General features: G+C 67.6%; 21 protein-coding genes. 7 read left to right on the top strand and 14 right to left on the bottom strand.

Annotation, left to right across the window (positions count from 1 at the left end; genetic code table 11):
* Positions 1–130 precede the first annotated feature (130 nt).
* On the bottom strand, positions 131–319 hold the full coding sequence (locus KF709_07880; protein ID MBX3174317.1) for a hypothetical protein: 189 nt from the start codon (positions 317–319) through the stop codon (positions 131–133).
* A gap of 50 nt (positions 320–369) precedes the next feature.
* On the opposite strand from KF709_07880, the gene KF709_07885 reads away from it, so the two are divergent.
* A complete protein-coding gene (locus KF709_07885) occupies positions 370–966 on the top strand; it encodes a hypothetical protein (GenBank protein MBX3174318.1) in 597 nt (198 codons plus the stop codon).
* 18 nt (positions 967–984) lie between these two features.
* On the opposite strand, the gene KF709_07890 is transcribed toward KF709_07885, so the two are convergent.
* The 3 genes from KF709_07890 to KF709_07900 form a co-directional block, all read right to left on the bottom strand.
* Positions 985–1,392 (bottom strand): response regulator, encoded by a 408-nt coding sequence (locus tag KF709_07890; GenBank protein MBX3174319.1) that lies wholly within the window; start codon positions 1,390–1,392, stop codon positions 985–987.
* Positions 1,379–2,188: a helix-turn-helix domain-containing protein gene (locus KF709_07895; protein MBX3174320.1), complete on the bottom strand. Its 810-nt coding sequence runs from the start codon at positions 2,186–2,188 to the stop codon at positions 1,379–1,381. Before KF709_07895 ends, KF709_07890 begins: the two co-directional genes overlap by 14 nt.
* A gap of 275 nt (positions 2,189–2,463) precedes the next feature.
* Entirely contained in the window at positions 2,464–3,606 is a 1,143-nt protein-coding gene (locus KF709_07900; GenBank protein MBX3174321.1) for a hypothetical protein, read from the bottom strand.
* A 668-nt stretch (positions 3,607–4,274) separates the two neighbouring features.
* On the opposite strand from KF709_07900, the gene KF709_07905 reads away from it, so the two are divergent.
* The 3 genes from KF709_07905 (at position 4,275) to KF709_07915 (ending at position 8,139) form a co-directional block, all read left to right on the top strand.
* Positions 4,275–4,790 (top strand): hypothetical protein, encoded by a 516-nt coding sequence (locus KF709_07905; protein ID MBX3174322.1) that lies wholly within the window; start codon positions 4,275–4,277, stop codon positions 4,788–4,790.
* 137 nt (positions 4,791–4,927) lie between these two features.
* Positions 4,928–7,015 carry an elongation factor G gene (locus KF709_07910; GenBank protein ID MBX3174323.1) on the top strand — a complete coding sequence of 696 codons (2,088 nt, stop codon included), beginning with the start codon at positions 4,928–4,930 and terminating at the stop codon, positions 7,013–7,015.
* 746 nt (positions 7,016–7,761) lie between these two features.
* Entirely contained in the window at positions 7,762–8,139 is a 378-nt protein-coding gene (locus KF709_07915; protein MBX3174324.1) for a hypothetical protein, read from the top strand.
* A gap of 127 nt (positions 8,140–8,266) precedes the next feature.
* Here the strand turns inward: KF709_07915 and thyX are convergent, their stop codons facing one another.
* The 10 genes from thyX to KF709_07965 form a co-directional block, all read right to left on the bottom strand.
* A complete protein-coding gene (thyX, locus tag KF709_07920) occupies positions 8,267–9,022 on the bottom strand; it encodes an FAD-dependent thymidylate synthase (GenBank protein MBX3174325.1) in 756 nt (251 codons plus the stop codon).
* 64 nt (positions 9,023–9,086) lie between these two features.
* Positions 9,087–10,817 (bottom strand): FAD-binding oxidoreductase, encoded by a 1,731-nt coding sequence (locus tag KF709_07925; protein ID MBX3174326.1) that lies wholly within the window; start codon positions 10,815–10,817, stop codon positions 9,087–9,089.
* Entirely contained in the window at positions 10,810–11,898 is a 1,089-nt protein-coding gene (locus tag KF709_07930) for a phytoene/squalene synthase family protein (protein MBX3174327.1), read from the bottom strand. The genes KF709_07925 and KF709_07930 overlap by 8 nt, the downstream gene beginning before the upstream one ends.
* The gene (locus tag KF709_07935; GenBank protein ID MBX3174328.1) at positions 11,895–12,668 is read right to left on the bottom strand and encodes a hypothetical protein; all 774 of its coding nucleotides are present in this window, start codon (positions 12,666–12,668) and stop codon (positions 11,895–11,897) included. The genes KF709_07930 and KF709_07935 overlap by 4 nt, the downstream gene beginning before the upstream one ends.
* 41 nt (positions 12,669–12,709) lie before the next feature.
* Positions 12,710–13,822 (bottom strand): hypothetical protein, encoded by a 1,113-nt coding sequence (locus tag KF709_07940; GenBank protein MBX3174329.1) that lies wholly within the window; start codon positions 13,820–13,822, stop codon positions 12,710–12,712.
* Positions 13,783–14,427 (bottom strand): zinc ribbon domain-containing protein, encoded by a 645-nt coding sequence (locus KF709_07945; GenBank protein ID MBX3174330.1) that lies wholly within the window; start codon positions 14,425–14,427, stop codon positions 13,783–13,785. The genes KF709_07940 and KF709_07945 overlap by 40 nt, the downstream gene beginning before the upstream one ends.
* Before the next feature lie 13 nt (positions 14,428–14,440).
* Entirely contained in the window at positions 14,441–15,058 is a 618-nt protein-coding gene (locus KF709_07950; protein ID MBX3174331.1) for a ribonuclease HI, read from the bottom strand.
* On the bottom strand, positions 15,055–15,273 hold the full coding sequence (locus KF709_07955; protein MBX3174332.1) for a hypothetical protein: 219 nt from the start codon (positions 15,271–15,273) through the stop codon (positions 15,055–15,057). The genes KF709_07950 and KF709_07955 overlap by 4 nt, the downstream gene beginning before the upstream one ends.
* Positions 15,261–16,454: an ArgE/DapE family deacylase gene (locus KF709_07960; protein MBX3174333.1), complete on the bottom strand. Its 1,194-nt coding sequence runs from the start codon at positions 16,452–16,454 to the stop codon at positions 15,261–15,263. The genes KF709_07955 and KF709_07960 overlap by 13 nt, the downstream gene beginning before the upstream one ends.
* Before the next feature lie 9 nt (positions 16,455–16,463).
* Positions 16,464–16,940, bottom strand: coding sequence for a hypothetical protein (locus KF709_07965; protein ID MBX3174334.1), 477 nt, complete (start codon positions 16,938–16,940; stop codon positions 16,464–16,466).
* Positions 16,941–17,104: 164 nt separating this feature from the next.
* Between KF709_07965 and KF709_07970 the strand changes: the two genes are divergently transcribed.
* The 3 genes from KF709_07970 (at position 17,105) to KF709_07980 (ending at position 19,195) form a co-directional block, all read left to right on the top strand.
* Complete coding sequence (locus KF709_07970) at positions 17,105–18,199, top strand: CoA transferase (GenBank protein ID MBX3174335.1); 1,095 nt, start codon at positions 17,105–17,107, stop codon at positions 18,197–18,199.
* Between the two features lie 139 nt (positions 18,200–18,338).
* A complete protein-coding gene (locus KF709_07975) occupies positions 18,339–18,905 on the top strand; it encodes an RNA polymerase sigma factor (protein ID MBX3174336.1) in 567 nt (188 codons plus the stop codon).
* Positions 18,905–19,195, top strand: a complete 291-nt coding sequence (locus KF709_07980) for a hypothetical protein (GenBank protein MBX3174337.1) — start codon at positions 18,905–18,907, stop codon at positions 19,193–19,195. The genes KF709_07975 and KF709_07980 overlap by 1 nt, the downstream gene beginning before the upstream one ends.
* The last annotated feature ends 70 nt before the right edge of the window (positions 19,196–19,265 follow it).

The raw sequence follows: 19,265 nt of genomic DNA on the forward strand, positions 1-19,265 counted from the left end.
TGCCGGGAGTGCGCCGCGCGAATGGGCACGGCGGGGGAGCGTCTGGGAGCGCAACCGTCCGGGTGGGCAACGGGCCTCACCGTGACGGGCGGTTGTATCAGTATGCCGGTTCCCGGGCGTGGGCGCAAGTCTAGGCGTCGTCGGGCACGTGCTCGCGGATGAGGCCGACCAGGCGGCGCACCTGGGCAATGGCGCGCTCGATACCTTCGCGCTGGGCCGGCGTCAGGTCCTCCATCTCCAGCAGCTGCAACTCCGCGAGGATGGCCCCCAGCGGGTTGTTGAGCGTGTGCTTGAGGCTCTTGGCCGGTTGCTCTGACACGTCGGGTGGTCTCGGTGCCATCGCCAAGTGGGGGCCGATAGCTTTCGCGGATGGTCAAGTCCGTGCACGAGGCACGCGCCGCGGTGGCGGCTGCCGTGAAAGCATATCGGCACGACGCCGACATCGCCACGCTGTTGGCGAAACTCGACGCCGTCTGCCACGCCACGCCCGACACGCGCGAGCTCTTGGCGGCCGTCGAGCCGTATCGTGAACTGCACGAGGTCGCCGGCCCGGTCTATGAGCGCGTGGTGGAGCGCGAGCCGGAGAACGCGGACGCACTGGTGGCCCTGGCCAACGCATACTGGCTCACCGGTCGTGGGCCGGACGTCGTGGGCGAGATTGCGGGCCGCGCGCTCGCGGCGGATCCGTCGAATCGCGCCGCCTGGCACCTCTGGGCGCTGACCGAGTCCTCGCCGCGCGGGCGGATGTCGCGCTGGCAGCAGGTCACGCAGCGCTTCCCGGAGGACAAGCTCGCGCACGCCGCGTTGGCCGACAACGCGGCAAGTGTCGCCAGCGCCGAGAACGATCCGGTCGCGCTCAAGCTGGCGATCGGTACCTATGAGCTCTTGATGGCGACCGCGACCGAGGCGCGAGAGCGCGAGGCGCTGGCCGCGGCGCTCACCACGCTGCGGAACTGGAAGGCCTAGCGCTGCCTCGACTGCGCGTCAGCCGACGCGCGGGACACGCTGGCTTGGCAGCGGCGCGAGCTTCTGGACCTGGATGCGCAGCAGGTCGAAGGAGAATGGCTTGAGCATCACCTCGCAGCCCGTCGCGCGTGCGACGCCTTCGGAGTCCTTGGTGCCGTCGCCGGTGACGAAGAGCGCGCGTCCGAGCAGCCAGGGCTGGCGCGCCGTCGCGAGATAGTAGAAGGCGTCGCCGCGCATCCCGGGGATGCGCACGTCGAGCACCATCGCGTCCACGCGCTCATCAAGCTGCAGCACCGCCTCGTCCGAGGACCCGGCGGTCAGGACCTCGTATCCCAACGGCTTGAGAAAGCGAACGACGAGCCGCGCAATGACGGGATCGTCGTCCACCACCAGAATCCGCGGGGCTGAGGCCTCAGGGGGCTTCATCGGCTGGCGGGGATCCCGGCGCCGGCATCAGCCGCTCGGCGAGCATCTGCACGAAGTCGTCCGGCGCGATCCGGTCGCGGGCGCGGGCGGTGGTCATCCCGCAGGCCCAGCGCATCGTCTTCGTGAGATGGTGTGGGCTCGAGAAGCGCAGGTGCTCGGCCACGTCCTCGATCGCATAGTCCGACTCGCGCAGAAAGGCGTAGGCGCGCAGCACGCGGGCACCGGCAATGATCTCGCGCGGCGAGGAGAGGTCGGCGCGCTCGCACTCGCGGTAGATCGTGCGGCGTGAGACGTTCGCGGCCGCGGCCAGGTCGGGGACACCCTTGAACGCCGCGGGCGTGTGAATCACGCGCTCGATGGCGTTGGAGACTGCCGCCGGGAGCGCGCGCAGCCGCGGCTGCAGCATCTCGCTCAGGCGCGCCGCGAGCGCCACGCCCGGCTGGCGCTCGAGCACGCGACGCAGCTGCCGCGGATCGTCATCAACGCCATAGATGATGAGCTGCTCCATTCCATCGCGCCCCAGCTCGATAAGCGGGCGGAGGGTGCTGGAGCCCAGTGCGGAGTAGACCACGAACGGGACCGAGCGAAACGCGCTCCGCAGCGTGCGGATTGGCTCGGTGCGCACCTCGCCAGCTGAGCCAAAGCTCGGATCCACGACGAGCACGTCCACGGGCTGTCGACGCACGATGCTGTCGGCATGATCCCAGTCGAGCGCGACGTGCAGGCGATGGGTCTCGCCAACGGCCCCACGAAGCTTCGCGAGCTTCTGGGCTTCGACACAGGCTGCAACAATCACCGAGACACCTCCAGTGGCAGTCTTCCAAAAACTGGCACAAAAAACATATATGACGACACAAATCAGCAGTTAAAGGAATCAAAATACTATCTAGCTTCGATACAGGAGTACCCACCCACTATCGGAGCCACAATGCGCAACACCCGCCTTCTCCTCACCGTCCTTTTCGCCGCGTTCGCCATCTCCAGCACCGCCTGCACCACCCCGCTCGGGCCAAAGCCGTCATCCGACGACGTCCACTCCACGGGATACTGAGTCCGGCGATCGCAGCTGGTCTACACAGCGACGCCGACCGACGCCAGGAGATTCTCAATCTCCGAAGCGATGTCTGGTGGAGCCTCGGATCGGGCCGGTCGACTTGCCTCAAGCGCCCGACGTGTGGCGCTGAGATCCGCCAGCATTCCCTCGAGCTCAAACTCGGTCTGATGTGCGCCGATGCGCGCGGCCAGCTCGAGGGCTGAGCGCAGCGGGGCTTCGGCTTCATCCAGGTGGCCGAACGCCACGAGGCCTTTGCCCACGTCCCGCATGAAGGTCAGGCGCGTCTTGGTGGGCAGCTTCGCCTTCTCGAGTGCGCGCCGATGCTGCACGAATCTGGGTTCGCTGCCCTCTCGAATCGCAAGGTCCATCAAGTTCTGCTCGGCGATCCACTTCGTTTCCTGCTGGTTGGCGGTGGCGACGAGCAGCGTGAGCGCCGCGCGGGCCGTGTCGAAGGCGCCCGTCAGTCCAAGAAAGTTGCCGAGGTCTCCGAGCACGCGTTCGCGCGCGTAGTCGGTGGTGGACTGCTGAAAGGCCTCGAACGCGAGCCGCACGGCCTGTTTGAGGTCCCCGCGGTTTCGGGCGATTCCTGCCCGGTCGTGCTTCGTGGCCACGACAACCTTCGCGGCCGGCGCACCGAGCGCGACGGCTTCGCTCGCGATCTTCAGCATCGAGGCGTCGGCCCCGGGGAGGTCGCCACGACCCCACTGGACCTTGGCTTCGCCGATGCGTGATTCGAGCACGCGCACGCGGTCTCGCATGCGGCCGGCGTGCATGCCCGCGGTCGAGTATGCGCGTGATGCCTGCTCGAACTCACCCATATTGCGGAGACAGAACCCCTGGCGCATGAACGCGTCGAAGGCCAGGTCGAAGTGCGCGCGCACGTCGACGAACCGACAGACGCTGGTATAGACGTCCGCCGCCTCGGCAAATCGCCCGCGTTGCTCAAGCAGCGCCCCGAGCGCATACACACGCGGCAGCACCGGCTGAGCGTCCGGCTCGTGCAGCATCGTGATCGCCTCGGCAACACGCCCAAGCGCTAGGCGCGACTCCTCGTCCCCCGGAATGCGATCGATCGCCCGGGTGGCGGCGGCATGGGAAGGGAACTCCGGAGCGGCCACGAGACCTCCGCTCTGCATCCACTCGTCAAACAGCCGGAGCACGAGGAACGTAGCCTCGGCGGAAGCGCGCTCCGAGTCAGTCCGAGCGCTGTCCAAGGCTTCCAGAAAGGCGATGTGTCGCAGGGCAGGTTTTGGGCCGCGAGGGCGTCTGATGGGCATAGGGCCAGATGAAATGTGTGGCAGGAACGTGGGGTTTCGGGCCGCTGGCGGCAAGATAGCGCGTCACCACGTGACGAGACAGCCTCTTGGCGAGGTTTACGTCCTGAACCTGTGAACTGTTGCATATCTTCACGCCCAGCCGCTGTAGAGCCCAAAACACGAGTCGGGCCGCAGCATAGAAGCTGAGGCCACAGCGGCGCCGTGAGCCAATGTCCGCCACGGCACCATCCACCTCACGGACAATCGTGGCGGCCTGGCATCGGATGCGGTTCGCTCAGTCGGTGCACCGGAGCACCGAGTGGGTCCCGGCACGCCGGGTGAAGACTCCGCGGCGCCGCGACGACACTTCCAACGACGAGGCTGCGTAGACAAGCGTGAGCAACGGCGCGAACGATGTGACCGCATCCCGTGTTAGTTGGTCGGTGCAGCAGATGGCGTGTGAATTGCATCTCTGCACCAATGACGGCAGGCCGTGACACCGCGCGGTCCCGTCGGGTAGAACGCGAAACAGGCTTTCGCTGCGGAAACGCGGGGTGCGAAGAATGGACGTGATGGTGGAGTGGGATCAGACACAGGCCGAGCAGGGTTCCATTGCGCGCGTGAGCGCGGTGGCCTCGCCCGAGACGCTGGAGACACCCACCCGCGAAGTCGTCACGCTCTACGGAGTGCCGACGCCCGAGTCCCTGGCACTCGCGCTCGCTGCCGCCGTCGAGGCCCGCAAGGCCAGCGACCACGGGCCCATCGCCGCCGGTGATCTCCGACTGTCCGCGCAGGACGGGGCCGTCGGCGACGCGGCCTACACCGACCGGCGCACTGGTGAGATCATCCGTCAGGAGCTCGCCATCCCGCTGACGGTGCTGCGTGAGACCGCTGCCGAGCTGCTCGCCGAGGGTGGCAACTCCATCCGGCGCCTGCTGGCCGGCCTGCTGATGCCCGACTGGCCGGAGGGCACGCGCCGCGCGCTCTCGTTGCAGGTCGCCGTGGCATCGGCCGGGCGCAGCTCGGACGCGACGCGCCTCGACGACCTCCGCCTCGCCGACGCCGAGAACTTCGCCGACGACGAGTAGGCGCTAGGCACCGGACAGGCCTGTCCGGTGGTTCCCTTGCACGTGCGTGGGGAATCTCCGTCTTGCATCGCCCGCGGCCAGGTGGCACAATGACATCCCCCTGATGCGCCCGCCAGGAGGCGGGAGGAGGGTGTCCCATGCGGGAGTACCAAAGCGCGGAAATCCGGAACATCGCGGTCGTTGGGCACGGAGCGAGCGGGAAGACCACACTGGTCGACGCGCTCGCTTTTGTTTCCGGCTCCTCCCGACGACACGGCTCGGTGAAGGACGGAACCACGCTCACCGACAGCTCCCCGGAGGAAGCCAAGCGCGGCTACTCCATCTCCCTCGGCTGCGCCCACGCCGAGTGGAAGGACACCAAACTCAACCTGCTCGACACGCCGGGCTACAGCGACTTCGCCGGTGACGCGCTGGCCGGCCTCGTGGCCGCTGACGGCGCGCTCGTGTCGGTCGGTGCCACGGCAGGCGTCGAGGTCGGCACGGAGCGGATGTTCCGCGAGGCCGTGAAGCGCAAGGACCCCGTGCTGTTCGTGGTCTCGATGATGGACAAGGAAAACGCGGACTTCGACGCGGCCTACGAGGACATCAAGGCGAAGCTCACCGCCAAGGTCGTGCCGGTGGAGATCCCCATCGGCGCCGGTGCCGATTTCCGCGGCATTATCAATCTCTTCACGAAGAAGGCGCAGCTCTTCAAGGCCGGTACCAAGAACGGCGAGTTTGATGAGGGCCCGATCCCCGAGAGCGAGAAGGCGCGCTTCGAGAAGTACCACGCCGAGATGGTCGAGGCCGTCGCTGCCACGGACGACGCGCTGCTCGAGCGCTTCTTCGCCGGCGAGGAGCTGCCCGGCGACGACGAGATGAACGCCATGAAGGAGGCGATGAAGGACGCCGAGCTCTTCCCGCTGCTCTGTTGCTCGGCGCAGCTCACCTATGGCATCCGCACGGTGCTCGACTTGCTCGTAAGCCTGATGCCGAACGCCTACGAGATGGAAGAACTGCACGCACTGAAGGGCGCCGAGGGCGACCACGCGGTGGAAGTGCACCCGAAGGAAGACGGACCGTTCACGGCGCTGGTGTTCAAGACGACCACCGAGCCGCACGTGGGTGAGGTCACCTACTTCCGCACCTTCAGTGGGACGCTGAAGAACGGCGATGAGGTCTTCAACGCCACGCGCTCGCAGCCGGAGAAGCTGTCGCATCTGGCCGTGCCGCAGGGCAAGGATCGCCTAGAGGTGCCGCGCCTGTATCCGGGCGACATCGGCTGCGTGGCCAAGCTGCGCAATACCCACACCAACGACACGCTGAGCACCGAAGCGCATCCGGTGCGCATGCCGCAGATCCCGTTCCCGGATCCGCTGGTGAGTTTTGCGATCGAAGCCACCGCGCGGGCCGACGAGGAGAAGCTGCAGCTGGGCCTGCATCGATTGCACGACGAGGATCCGACGATCCAGACGCACTTCGAGGCGGAGACGCACGAGACGATTGTCGAAGGACTGGGCGAGCGGCACCTCGAAGTCGCGCTGGCGCGACTCGAACGGCAGTTCGGCGTGCACGCGACGCTGCGTCCGCCGCGCGTGCCGTATCGCGAGACACTGCTCGGCAAGGCCGAGGGCCAGGGGCGCCACAAGAAACAGACGGGCGGCAAGGGCCAGTTCGGCGATTGTTGGATCCGCATCAAGCCGACGCCGCGCGGCGAGGGCTACAAGTTCGTCGACAAGATCTCGGGCGGCGTGATCCCGCGGCAGTACGTGCCGGCGGTGGACAAGGGCGTGCAGGAGGCCGCCGAGCGTGGGGTAATCGCGGGCTTCCCGGTGGTGGACTTCGAGGTCGAGGTCTTCGACGGCTCGTACCACTCGGTGGATTCGAACGAGGCGAGCTTCAAGATGGCGGGCATCCTGGCGTTCAAGACGATCGCGCCGAAGGCGAAGCCGGTGCTGCTGGAGCCCCTGATGGACGTGGAAGTGTTCACGCCAGACAACTCGCTGGGCGACGTGATGGGCGATCTCTCGGGGCGCCGCGGACACATCGTGGGCACGGAGCCGTCAACCGACGGCGACGGCACGGTGGTGAAGGCGGTGGTGCCGATGGCGGAGCTGCACCTCTATGCGTCGCGGCTGCAGTCGCTGACGCACGGGTATGGCACTGTTCGCTACCGCATGCACGGGTTTGAGCAGGCGCCTGCTGATGTTGTGGCGAAGGTGACCAAGGAGCAGGCTTCGGAGTAGAACGGGATATAAACTGTCTCGAATACACGTTTTATGTTTTTATGATGTCTCTATGATGGCTCTATGTATCGCGGATGGGTCCGAGTCGTCTGTCTCCGGGCAAGACGAAGGTATGGAGAATGCATGGTTGTCCCTCGTGGAACTCCAGAACCTGCTCGAGGGATTTCCGTAGGGGTAGCAATGTGCCGATACTGATGCTGAGGTGCGCAGTGTGAGGTTGACGGCGAGCGTACGGTCATGTCGATTTCTCGCGCATCGGCGATTCGATACCTGGTGATTCTGCTTATCACAGGTCGCAACAATCTAGGAGCTTGTGCAGATGCCAAAGCGGACGTCCAGCTTCGTCTCTTTTATGGGAACACTTCCATCGGAACTGCCTGGCCGCGAAGTAGCCGTGGATGCAGAGACGTACCTGCGGCTTCTCAAGCGATATGCCGGTTCGTTTCGAACGCTTCGGATCGCACCACCCGTGGTCGGATCTGAAGACTTCGGCAAGATTCTGATTGTCGGGCTGCCCGAGTACGTTCTCGAACGCGAGTTAGCCGAGAGCTCGCTGCCGCGGGTAGACGACACTGACGAAACAGCTTCCCCCCGTCGGAAGCGGTGGTTCGCGTCCTCGGCGCAGCGATGAAATTGCGAATGCTGATTCGCCGCTTCCGGAATCCGAGTAGCAGCAAATGACGAGCGGAGCTGAGGGTGCATCCGGACTTCCCGCGCGGCAGAATCCGCCTGAGTCTCCCGCTCAGGTGAACGCGGAGCTGTTCGAGCAAATGCTCGAGCAGCAGGCAGAGACCCTCAGGGTCCGCAAGGAAGAGATTGAACTTCAGAAGCAGCAGGATGTTCACAACTACGAGTTCGCGAAAGCATCCCTGTCGACACAGGCCGAGGACCGTGAGCGTCAGCGAAGCGCAGCGCGTGCGGCCCGGCGCGATCGCATGTACTTCTCAGGATTCGTGATTCTGGTGCTTTCGGGGTTCGTTGGCTACTCGCTGTTCTTGGGAAGGGAAGAGTTCGCGCGCGAGACGCTCAAGGCCTTGGTGTTTCTTGGAGCCGGAGGTCTGGGCGGATACTCGTTTGCTCGAACTCGCGGCAGGAATGGTGCCCAGTCGGCGTCGGGCGGTTAGAGACTCTCTCGACTAAACCGCTGACGAAAATGCGAAGGACGAAACGCCGACCGGCGCCGCAGGGCGACGGTCGGCGTTTCGGTTATTGCACGCGGAGCAGAGACGACGCCCCGGTCAGGAGCACCGGTCAAACCTTGTGATACGAGATGCGCGCCGACTCAGCCCGGTCCGCCGCCGTGTAGATCTCGAAGTCACTGAAGAAACTCGGCGCCTCCACCTGCAGCACGCGCAGGACCATCAGCGCCATGCGCCGGATCTCGAACTCGGCGCCCTCGCTAGAACGCAGCTCCAACATCGTGCGCCAGGCGCGCACGTTGCCGGTGACGACGATCTTCGTCTCGGTGGAGTTCGGCAGCACGCCACGCGCGGCTTCGCGGGCCATCTTGCGGCGGTGGACCTTGTCGTCCACCCACTTGTAGCGCTCCATCAGCTGGTCGACGAGCGCGATGTAAGTCTGCTGCGCGCCCTCGATCTGCTTCTTCCAGGCCTCGACCAGCGCCTCGTCGCCGAGCATGGCGGGCGGGATCACGAAGGCGGCGTCGGACTCGTCCACGTAGCGCTGCGACAGCTGGCTGTAGGCGAAGCCCGCGCGGTGGCGGACCAGCTCGTGCGTCAGTGAGCGACTCACGCCTTCAAGCAGCAACGAATAGTTCGCGTGCTCGAGCACCGAGCCGTGGCCCTGCTTCTTGATGTTCTCGAGGTACTCGCGCGTGCTACGGCTCGCGGGGTTGCGCTGGCTCATGTAGCAGAGGCGGCCGGCGAACTCGGCGAGGCGCTCGCCGTCGGTGCTCTCGCCAAGCCAGTTCACCGGGAGATGCGCGGGCTCCGCGAAGACGGGGCGGGCGAGGACGGTGACCTTGGGCTCGGAGTAGAACTGGGGCATGGGGAACGGCAGTGGTGAGTTGTGAGTCGTGAGTTGTGAGTGGCGAGGCTCACGGCTCTGAAAGTTACTCGGATGTGGGCTCCAGCAGTGCCAAGCGGTCGGCGTTCCAGGCTTTGGTGCGCACGATGTGGTCGAGCGCCTGGCGGGCTAGCTGCGGGAGCGGGGGCAGCGCGGGGTCGTACTTCACGTCGGCGAGCGGCGTGGCGCCGGGCTCGGCCAGCTTCACGCCGGGGTTCAGGATGCCGTTCGGATCGAAGGCGTCCTTTACGGCGCGGAAGGCGGCGAGGGCCTCGGGTGACCAGACCTGCGGGAGCAGGGGGGCGCGCAGGCGGCCGTCGCCGTGTTCGCCGGCGAGGGTGCCGCCGAGGCGCTTCACCAGTCGCGTGACGTCCTCGATTAATAAGCGGCAGCGCTCGCGCCAGTCGGCTTCGGTCATGTCCACCAACGCGTTCACGTGCGCGTGGCCGTCGCCGGCGTGGCCGAAGATCACACCGCGGAAGCGCGCGGCATCGAGCGCCTCGCGCACGCCGCGCACGTACTCGGGCAGGCGCTCGCGTGGGACACAGCCGTCCTCGACCAGCTGCATGCTCTGCAGCTTGGGAGCGAGGCGATTGAGGATCGGGCTGGCCGCGTGGCGCAGCGCCCAGAGGCGGTGCGCGCTGTCGTCGTCGAGGGCCTTCTCGATGAACGTCGCGCCGCCGGCGTCGCACCAGGCGGCGAGGTCGTGCACGCGGTGCTCGGCGATGCCTTCGCTGGGCTCCTCGACTTCCACCAGCAGAACCGCTTCCGTGTCGCGCGGCAGTTCGACCGGCAGTGTATTTCCCTCACTCGCGGCAATCTCGAGGAAGCTGCGGTCTAGCATCTCAGCGGCGCTGGCGCCGAGTGCCGCCACGCGGCTGGCGGCCGCCGCGGCACCCTCAAGGTCGGGGAAGGCGGCGAGCAGGCCGACGGTTGCCTTCGGCTGCGGGGCCAGTCGCAACTGCACACCGACGACGAGGGCCAGCGTGCCTTCCGAACCGACGAGCAGATCGACGAGGCTTCCGGTGCGTTGCCACTCCGCTACCCCGTAGCCGGAGCTTTGCTTGCGCACGTAGGCGTGGCGCAGTGCCGCGGGCGGCGTTCGGCGAAGTCGCGTGGCGGCCTCGTCCCGAAACCGCTGTGCGGCTGCCACGCTGGGAAGCGAGTCACCGCGGCGCACCCAGGCACGGGAACCATCGGCGAAGACGCAGTCGAGGCCCTCGACCCACGCGCGCATCGCGCCGTACTTGACCGTGCGGGCGCCGGCCGCGTTGGTGGAGACGAGGCCACCGATGGTCGCAAAGGCGCTGCTCGAGGGATCCACCGGCAACACGAGACCGGTGTGGGAAATCGCGGCATTCAATTCGTGCCGCGTGACGCCGGGTCCGACGACAATGCGCTGCGTCGCGAGGTCTGGTTCGCCGAGTTCGCGCAGGCGCGAGAGGTCGACGATCACGCCGGGACCGATGGCGCCGTTGGCCATCGAGCTGCCGGAGCCGCGTGCGGTGAGCGACACGCCACTCGCCGCCGCCCATCGCACCAGCGTGACGACATCCTCGGCATCGCTGGGCACGGCGACGGCCGTCGGCAGGATGCGACCGACGCCGGCTGCCTCGCTGTAGACCGCGCGGGCCACGTCGTCGCTGCGGAAGGTGCCGCGAAATCCGGGCGGCGCGTTCAGCGAGTCGCTGGAACCTCCGGCGCCCGGGCGGGCAGCTTCAGCGGCAGCAGGATCGGCCCCGGAGCGGCCGCTCGAGGTCGCCGCGCCGCTAGCCACCGACCGCAACGAGCGTAAACGGCCGAGCCTTCACGCGGCGCACCAGGCGCCGCAGCATTGCATTGCTGAGCAGGGCGAGCAGGCCGACGACCATCAGCGCCTTCACCTCGCGACGGGAGATCTTGACGCTGCCGCCCACCGTGAGCATCGCGCGCGAGCCGGAGAGGTCGCGCAGCGTGGCGTAGGCAAAGAGCAGTGGCAGCACGCAGAAGGCACGGATGGCCACCGCGCGCCGCGGAATCAGCAGGATGTACTCGAGCGCGTCATCGAGATCCGTGCGCGCCAGTTCGATGAAATGCCGCACGGCCTTGTGGTTGTGCTCGAGATGCTGCGGCGACAGCAGCGTCTCGTGCGAGCTGCCCTCGGCGGCCAGGTCCTGCGCCGGGATGTAGATGGAGTTCTCGTGCTGCGCGTCCCAGGCGATGTCCTTGAGGATGTTCACCGTCTGCAGGGCCTCGCCGAAGGCTTGGCATTTCACCCACAGCTTCTCGAACTCGCGCTTGCCCACGGGCTTGGCGTGCAGATGCCACAGCTCGGTGAGCATGCATCCCACGGTGCCGGCCACGTAGTAGCAGTACTCCTTGTACTCGGCCAGCGTCTGGATGCGGATGCCCTGCGGATACGTGCGCACGAACTTGGCCATGCCGAGCCCCATCTCGCGCACCCAATGCGCCACGCGCTCCTGCGTGCGCGGCGGCAGCGTGCGGAAGAGCACGAGCACAAGGTCCGTGTTGGCCACGAGTCGCAAGTGCGCTTCATCGCCCTTGAGGCGTGCGGCCTTGGCCGGGAACGCCTCAGCGGCGTCACGATCGGTGAGCGTCTTGAGGAACTCATCCAACAGCTGCGCGCGGACGTCAGGCGGCGTGGAGTTGTCGTCCTCGACCGTGTCGGCGATGCGGCAGAGCAGATAGGCCGTGAGCACGGCGCGTCCCAAATCACCCGGCAGGAAGCGGATGGAGATCGCGAAGGTGCGCGAGACCTCAGGCAGGATGGCCTGCCCCCAACGTTCCGCCTCGGCAATACGCGCGGCGGGGTCAGCGGGTGGGACGAAGGCCGGGACTCCGGCCGGAACGGCGGTCATAGCCCTGAAAATAGCCGTCGCCGTTTCGGTTCGCCGAACTCCAGTCGGTCGAGGGTCTGTTCGATGGCCAGTTGGGCGTGCCGGGCGTCGCGCAGGTAGCTGCGGCGCGCCTGCCAGGCGGTGAAGCCGGCGAGGATGAAGCCCGAGGCCACGGCCAGCGGCGGGAGCACGTTGAGCACAATCCCCACGGTGGCAATCGCTCCGCCGCCGAGCACGCCGGCCCCGGTGGCCTGTGCCGCGCCGACTCGGCGGTCGAACAGCGTGGCCTCGAGGCGCACGTGCGTGCGCTCCTTGTCGGCGGCCACGACCGTCGCCGCGACTTCGTCGGCGCGCGAGAGTGGGAAGCCGCGGCCGTCGAGCCGCGTGAGCTGTCGAATGGCGCCGGCGAATCCGCCACGCGGGCCCCAGACCACGCGATCCGGGAAACGCCGCCGCTCGGCGAGATTCTCTTCGCCTTCGAGGTCCTCGCGCAGCCGTGCGAGCAGCGTGGTGGGCGTGCCCACCACCACGCGGGTAGCCACGAAAGTCGCGGGTCCCGCAATCGACGCGAGCACACCGCTCTCCTCGGGGAGCACCACGCGCATGCGCTCCTCGATCAACGCCTGGCGGATGGCGGTGGCGCTCAATCCAACCTCGGCGCCGAGGGAGACGAGTTCTTCCTCGGTGAGCGTCTCGGGCACCTCCGTGCTTGCGGCGTGCAGTTCGGCGGCGCGCTGGAGCACGCGCTCCAGCGCAGCACGATGCAGGACGGGCGGTGTGGGGCCGGTCATGTCAGGCGTCGGGGCAGGACAGGCACCGCTGCGCGCACAGCTCAGATGCCCTGGAACGAGAGTTCGATCTGCCGCTTCATCTCCGCCACCATCTCGGGCAGCATCGGGAACGCCGCCTCGAGCGCCGCAGTGGCACTGCCCTCGTACGCCACGCCCATCTGCGCGAGGTAGTAGCGCGCGTAGCGCTCGCCCATCCCCGGGAACAATCGCTCGACGAGCAGCGCTCCCCCGCGGACGAGGCCAGCGGCACTGTACCGCTCGCCCTCACCCGCGCGCTGCTGCGCAGGCGTGAGATGATCATTCACCGCATTGCGCGCGATCGACCCCGAGACTTCGTGCGCGAACACGTACAGCACGATCTCCGCTGAGTCGGGCGTGGCCGGGAAGGGCACGGCGAACTCGTTCTGCGACTTCCCCGCGCCGAGTGCGCGTCCCTCACCGCCCAGCGGCAGCGAGAGGATCAGGTTGCCGTCGGGCTGCTGCACGTAGCTGAGGAAGCGCTGCATCGCGGGGCGCCAGCTGCCCTGCCACAGCGAGTCCGTCTTGGCGAGCGCCGCACCGCGCGCGCGGAAGGTCTCCAGCCAGTACGCCTTGTAGAACTGCGCGTACTCGTCGTGCAGCGTCTCGACGAAGCGTTTGGCCCAGGCCCGGTCGTCGCTGCGCGGGAACTGCTGGGCGAGGAACGCGATGATGCCGGCGACCTGCTGGTTCGACGCGCTGCGCGGGTTGCCCTCGGCCTTGAAGAAGTACTCGAAGGCCTGGCGCATCTCGTCCCAGCTGCCGAAGTAGAGCGGCAGGAACTGCGCGTTGAGCAGGAGGTTCCGTTCGGCGCCGATGCGCATCAGGTCGTTGCGTGCCTTGTCGAACTCCGTGTACAGACCGCGCGAGTTCTTGAGCACGGTGAGCCGCTCGGCGTAGCCGCGCTGGAAGAAGGGCACCTTGGCGGTGTCCTCCTGCAGCAACGCAAAGCCGTGGAGCCAGAGGTCCACGTGCTCGCGCGTCTTGAGTGGCCACTGCGGGCCAGGAGGCGGTGCGGGCTCGTTGCGGCGGCGCTGTGCCTCGGCGCTGGTGGCTGTGCTCGTCGAGAGCATCGCCACTGCGCCGAGCACGAGGCTCAGGCGGCCGAGCGTCCGCAGGTCACGCAAAACTTCCATTCGCTTTCGATCTCCGCGCTGCACCCGGGACAGCGCCGGATGCGCAGGTTGATGCCGCAGGCGGGGCAGTACCGCACTTGGCGATCGGTGGGCAGCTCCTGCGCACAGTACGGGCAGGACGTGTCGGGAGTGTCCGCGACGACGGGCGTGGATACCCGCCGTGTGGAGGGCGGTTCGGCGCTCGGCGGCTCGGGGGCGCTCGCGGAGGCCATCTCGAACGTGACCTCGACCTCGCCAGACGGCGTGGGCGGACGCAGGTCGATCTCGACGTCACCAGCGAGGACCTTGGCCGCCGGCTCCTTGGCGATGCGGATCTTGGCGTTCACGTAGGTGCGCAGCACCGCGACGTCCGGGTTCGGCGACTTGAGCTCGTTGCGCAGGTCGTCCTGCATCAGGTCGTCGGCAAACACGAGGTCGCGCTCGCCGGCGACGAGCCGCATCACCGCGTGCAGGTAGTCGTCGTTGGTGTCGAGCCCGTCGCGGCGCGCGAGCTTGTAGGGCACGAGCTTGTCGAGCACGTCGCCGAGGTCGATGGCGCGCTCGAGCGCATCGGCGGCCTGGGCGGCGACGACGAGGCGACGGAAGACGAGGTCGAGTGCGTCCATTCGGGTCTGCTCCTCAATCCACGCGTGGCAGCGCGGGTGCTGCCTTGAAGCTATCGGAATCGGGGAAGGGCGCGACGTCCGTCGTGCGCCCGCCCTTGGCGCGATACGCCGCGAGCCAGCGCTCGAACTCCGAGTCCACGGCGCCGGCGGAATGCGACTGGTCGGCGGCGGCGCGTGTGGCGAGATGATTGGCGTACTCGTTCTGCGGGTGCCCGTTGTGGCCGCGCACCCAGTGCCAGGAGAAGCGATGCCCGACGCTGGCGCGGCAGGCGTCCTTCCAGAGCTCGAGGTTCTCGATCGGCCCCGTCTTGCGCTTCCAGCCGGCGCGCGACCAGCTGAAGAGCCAGGAACTGAGGCCGTCGATCAAGTAGCGCGAGTCGCTGGTGAAATGCACGCGGAAGTGTTGGCCCTTGGCGCCGAGCGCACGGAAGGTCTCGATCACCGAGCGCAGCGCCATCCGGTTGTTCGTGGTTCCGGGCTCGCTGATCCACACGTCGCGGCGCGTAATGCGGCCGTCCGCGTGGCGGAACTCGATGAGCACGCCGGCACCGCCGGGGTTGGCGCCTTCGCGGCCGTTGCCGAGGCAGGACTCGTCGGCATAGACGGCGACGAGCGGAAGCGGCTCACTCACTTCACCACCTCGAGCGAATCCGCCTCGTCGAGATACAGCGTGAGCGCCGCGCCCGTCGACGGATGCCGCGCCGTGATGGCCTCGCGGCCCTTGATCAGCGCCAGGCGCTCGGGAATCACCGTGTATTCCGTGCCGCGGCGCATCACCGTGATGCGCCGCTGGTCGACGATGGCGCGCTCGAGCGCGTCGTACTGCTTGACGGTCAGCTGCCCCACGCCGTCCCCTTGGGTCCGCTCCAGGCGGTGATGAAGCGCGTCAGCACGTCGGTGGCCGTTTGGATCTCGGCGATGGGCACGTATTCCTCAGCGGCGTGGGCGAGTGCGATGTCGCCCGGGCCGTAGCAGATGGCGGGGATGCCGGCGGCCGTGAAGAGCGCGGCGTCGGTCCAGCAGGAGAGGCCCTCGACAACGGCTGGCTTACCGGCGGCTTCGCTTGCTTCGACCAGCCACGTGACCAGCGGCTGGTCGGGCGCGACATCGTTCGGCTGCTGGATGAGTCCGGGCGTGACGTCAGCGCTGAAGTTCGGGACGCGTGCGGCCACCCGCGCGACGGCCGCGCGGATCTCATCGGCGAAGTCCTCGCCGCGTTCTCCCGGCAAGGTGCGGCGCTCGAACGAAAGCGCGCAGGACTCGGGATAGATGCTCACACCGCCGCCACCGGTGATGGTGCCGGCGTGCAGCGACGCGTGACCCAGCAGCGGGTGCTGGCGTGTGGCCAGCACGTCGCGATTGTACGTGTCGAGCTCGCTGAGCAGATGACCCGCGTGCGTGATGGCGTCCACGCCGATGTCATAGCGCGAGCCGTGGGCGGCGCGACCGTGCACGGTGACATCGGCCCAGGAGAATCCGCGATGCGCCGGGCAGACGGCGAGTCGCGTGGGCTCAGTGACGATCGCCGCGTGCGCGGTCACGCCCATCTCGAGCAGCGCCTTGGTGCCGACGCTGGCGAACTCCTCGTCGGCCACGGCTGCGATGATGACTTCTCCACCGAGCCCGGCCTTGGCGGCCTGCAGCGCGGCGGCACACATCGCGGCGACGCCGGCCTTCATGTCGCAGCTTCCGCGCCCGTAGAGTCGGCCGTCGCGTTCCGTGGCGGCAAAGGGGTCGTGCGTCATCCCCACGACACCGACGGTGTCGAGATGGCCGTTGAGGATCAGCGAGCGGCCACCGTGCCCGCCGCCGATGCGGGCGAGCACGTTGGGGCGACCGGGTGCGGCCTCCAGCAGGTCCACCGTGAAACCCCAGGCGCCCAGCGTGTCCGCCAGGAGCGCCGCGGCCGCGCCTTCGCCGGGTGCATCGTCGGCGAAGGCGGGATTGCGCGAGTCACACGCGACGAGTGCGCGCGTGAGGGCGAGTGCGTCGCCGGGTGCGACGTGCGGGTCAGTCCGCACGGGCACGCCCCGGGATCACTTCTTGGCGGCGGGCTTCTTGGCGGCGGGCTTCTTCGCAGCCGCCTTTTTCGCCGCAGGGGCCTTCTTGGCCGCAGCCTTCGCCGCCGGCTTGGCGGCCTTGGCAGCAGGCTTCGCGGCAGTCGCCGAGGACTTGGCCGGCGGCAGCTTGCCCTTGTGCTTCTTGGCGTAGGCGGCTTCCGCCTCGACGAGGAGCTTGTCGGCCTCTTCCTGGGTCATCTGGCCGCGGCGGACCATGAACTGGACGAGATCGCGGGCGCTTTCGATGGCGAACGCGGAGAGTCCGGCGGCGGCGCCGATGACATCCTTCATCGCGGCGGCCATCTTGGAGCCGGCTTCGAGGGAGATTTCCTGGGCCTTGGCGACCATCTCCGCGACCGTGTCGCGGACGTCGGCGCCGCGGTGGCCAGGGCTACGCTTGGGGGGAGTGGTCTTGTCAGCGGCGGCGTCAGCCGGCTTCGCGGAATCGGGCATTTTGGTGGGTCCTGTGTTGCGAGGTGCTGCGCGAGATGAACGGCGGCAAGTATATGATTTTTGGGGGCCTACGCAAGTGACTGCGGGGTGGTATTTTAGGCCAATTTTCAGAGAGAAATAGCAGGAAATTGCCGATGAAATATCGGCTCTATAACGCCATCATAATGACACTACCGCTACACAAGATAAGAATTCTCGACCTTTCCCGCGTTCTTGCCGGACCGCTGGCATCAATGATTCTGGCGGATTTAGGTGCCGATGTGCTCAAAATCGAGCGTCCCGGCGGCGGTGACGAGACACGCGGCTGGGGGCCCCCGTTCGACGACCGGGGTGAAAGCGCTTACTACCTGTCCGTGAATCGCAACAAGCTGAGCGTCGCGGCTGACCTTTCGGTGAGCGCCGATCGCGAGCTCCTGGCACGCCTGATGCCCGAAGCGGACGTGGTCCTGGAGAACTTCAGGCCGGGGACGCTGGAGCGGCACGGCCTCGGCGCCGACACGATGCTCGCCGCGCACCCGCGACTGGTCTGGTGCACCATCACGGGATTCGGGCTCGACTCCCCTCGCCCGGGCTACGACTTCGTGGTGCAGGCCGAGAGCGGGTGGATGGCCATCACCGGTGAACCGGACGGCGCGCCGATGAAAGTGGGTGTGGCACTGGCCGACGTGCTCGCGGGAAAGGACGCCGCGATTCAGATCCTTGCCGCGCTCGCCGGCGGCCGCCGCGAGCCGCGTCGCATCGAGGTCTCGCTCCTGCACTCCGCCACCTCCGCTCTCGTGAACGTCGCTCAGAACGCGTTGGTCACGGGCGCCGAGGCGAAGCGTTGGGGCAACGCGCACCCGAACCTGGTGCCGTACCAACTCTTCGAGGCGGCGGACCGTCCATTCGTGATCGCGGTTGGCAGCGACCCACAGTGGGCGGCCTGCGCGCGGGCACTTGGGCTCGACGCGCTGTCCCGCGATGCGTCGTTGGCCACGAACGCCGGGCGCATCGCGGCCCGCGAGCGCGTCGTGGCGGCAATCGCCGACCGTGTGCGAGGCGAGTCAGCAGCTGCGTGGATTGCGCGGCTCGAGTCGGCGGGCGTTCCCTGCGGTGTGGTGAAGCCGGTACTCGAGGCGTTGTGCGGGGTGGAGGCGTCGCCACTCACGGGTGTGGCACCGCGCGGCGCGACGGCCGTGCGGCGGGCGCCGCCACGCCTCAACGAGCACGGCGATGCCGTGCGCGCCGAGGGCTGGGCGGCGTTCCTTCGGGCGCCGTGATGTTTCCTCGTGATGGCGTTGTGACGAGGCGCCCGCGAGCCTCGTCCCTCACTTGCGATGGACCCGTGTCGAGCGGGTCGGTCGGTGGTATGCGGGCCTGTCCTAGGCGCGACCGTTGGGTTACACTAGCGGCGTGACCGTGAAACAGACTGAGCCCGTCCCGCCGGACGATCTCCTCGACGCCGACCAGGCGGTCATTGACCGCGTGCTCGCCGGGGACCGCAACGCCTTTGGCATCCTGATCGAGCGCTACAGCGACCCGCTGTATCGCCACGCCTACGGGATGACGGGCAGCGCGGACGTCGCCGAGGACATCCTGCAGGTCTCGTTCATCAAGGCGTTTCAGCATCTCGCCGAGGTCCGGGGCCGGTTCGATGCCTGGGTCTTTCGGATCGTGGCCAACGGGTGCAAGGACTGGCTCAAGAACATCCGGCGCACGCATCTGAGCTACGAGGAGGACGATCAGCCGTCGTCGTTCGAGACGCCGGACGAGGAGCTGGACCGTGGGGAGTTGCGCAACGACCTGGATGTTGCCTTGGGGTCGCTTCCGCCGTCTTTACGGGAAGCCTTTGTGATGAAGCACGTCGAGGGCAGGAGCTACGAAGAGATGGCGGTGCTCCTGGACGCGACGGTCGGTGCCCTGAAGATGCGTGTCCATCGCGCCCGTGAGGCGCTGCAGAAGCTGCTGGAGGAGCGATACTCGTGATGCACGATTCCCTAGATCCCCGCGACGCGGCCCAGCCGACGTCGGAGCCGCGTCAGGCGACGCCGGCGGACGCTGCCACGGACCGCGAGGTCCCGGTGGACGGCCGCGAGTTGCCGCCTGCGGTGCACGCCTTCCTCGACGGCGACGCGGTCGCGGATGCCTCGCTGGCCGGCGCGGAGCGGGAGCTGGCGCTGTGGAAGAAGATCGCGGCCGAGACTGGGCGCCGCCGTCGGATGGCGACGCCGTCGCATGTGCCGGCGCAGATTTTGGCGAAGTTGTCGGACGACTAAGCTCGCTTCCGGGTTCGTGGTATGGGGGCTGGCCTCTTTGTGAGGCTGGCCCCTCTTGTTTTACCACGGA

The organism is Gemmatimonadaceae bacterium, assembly GCA_019637445.1.
Lineage (GTDB): Bacteria > Gemmatimonadota > Gemmatimonadetes > Gemmatimonadales > Gemmatimonadaceae > Pseudogemmatithrix.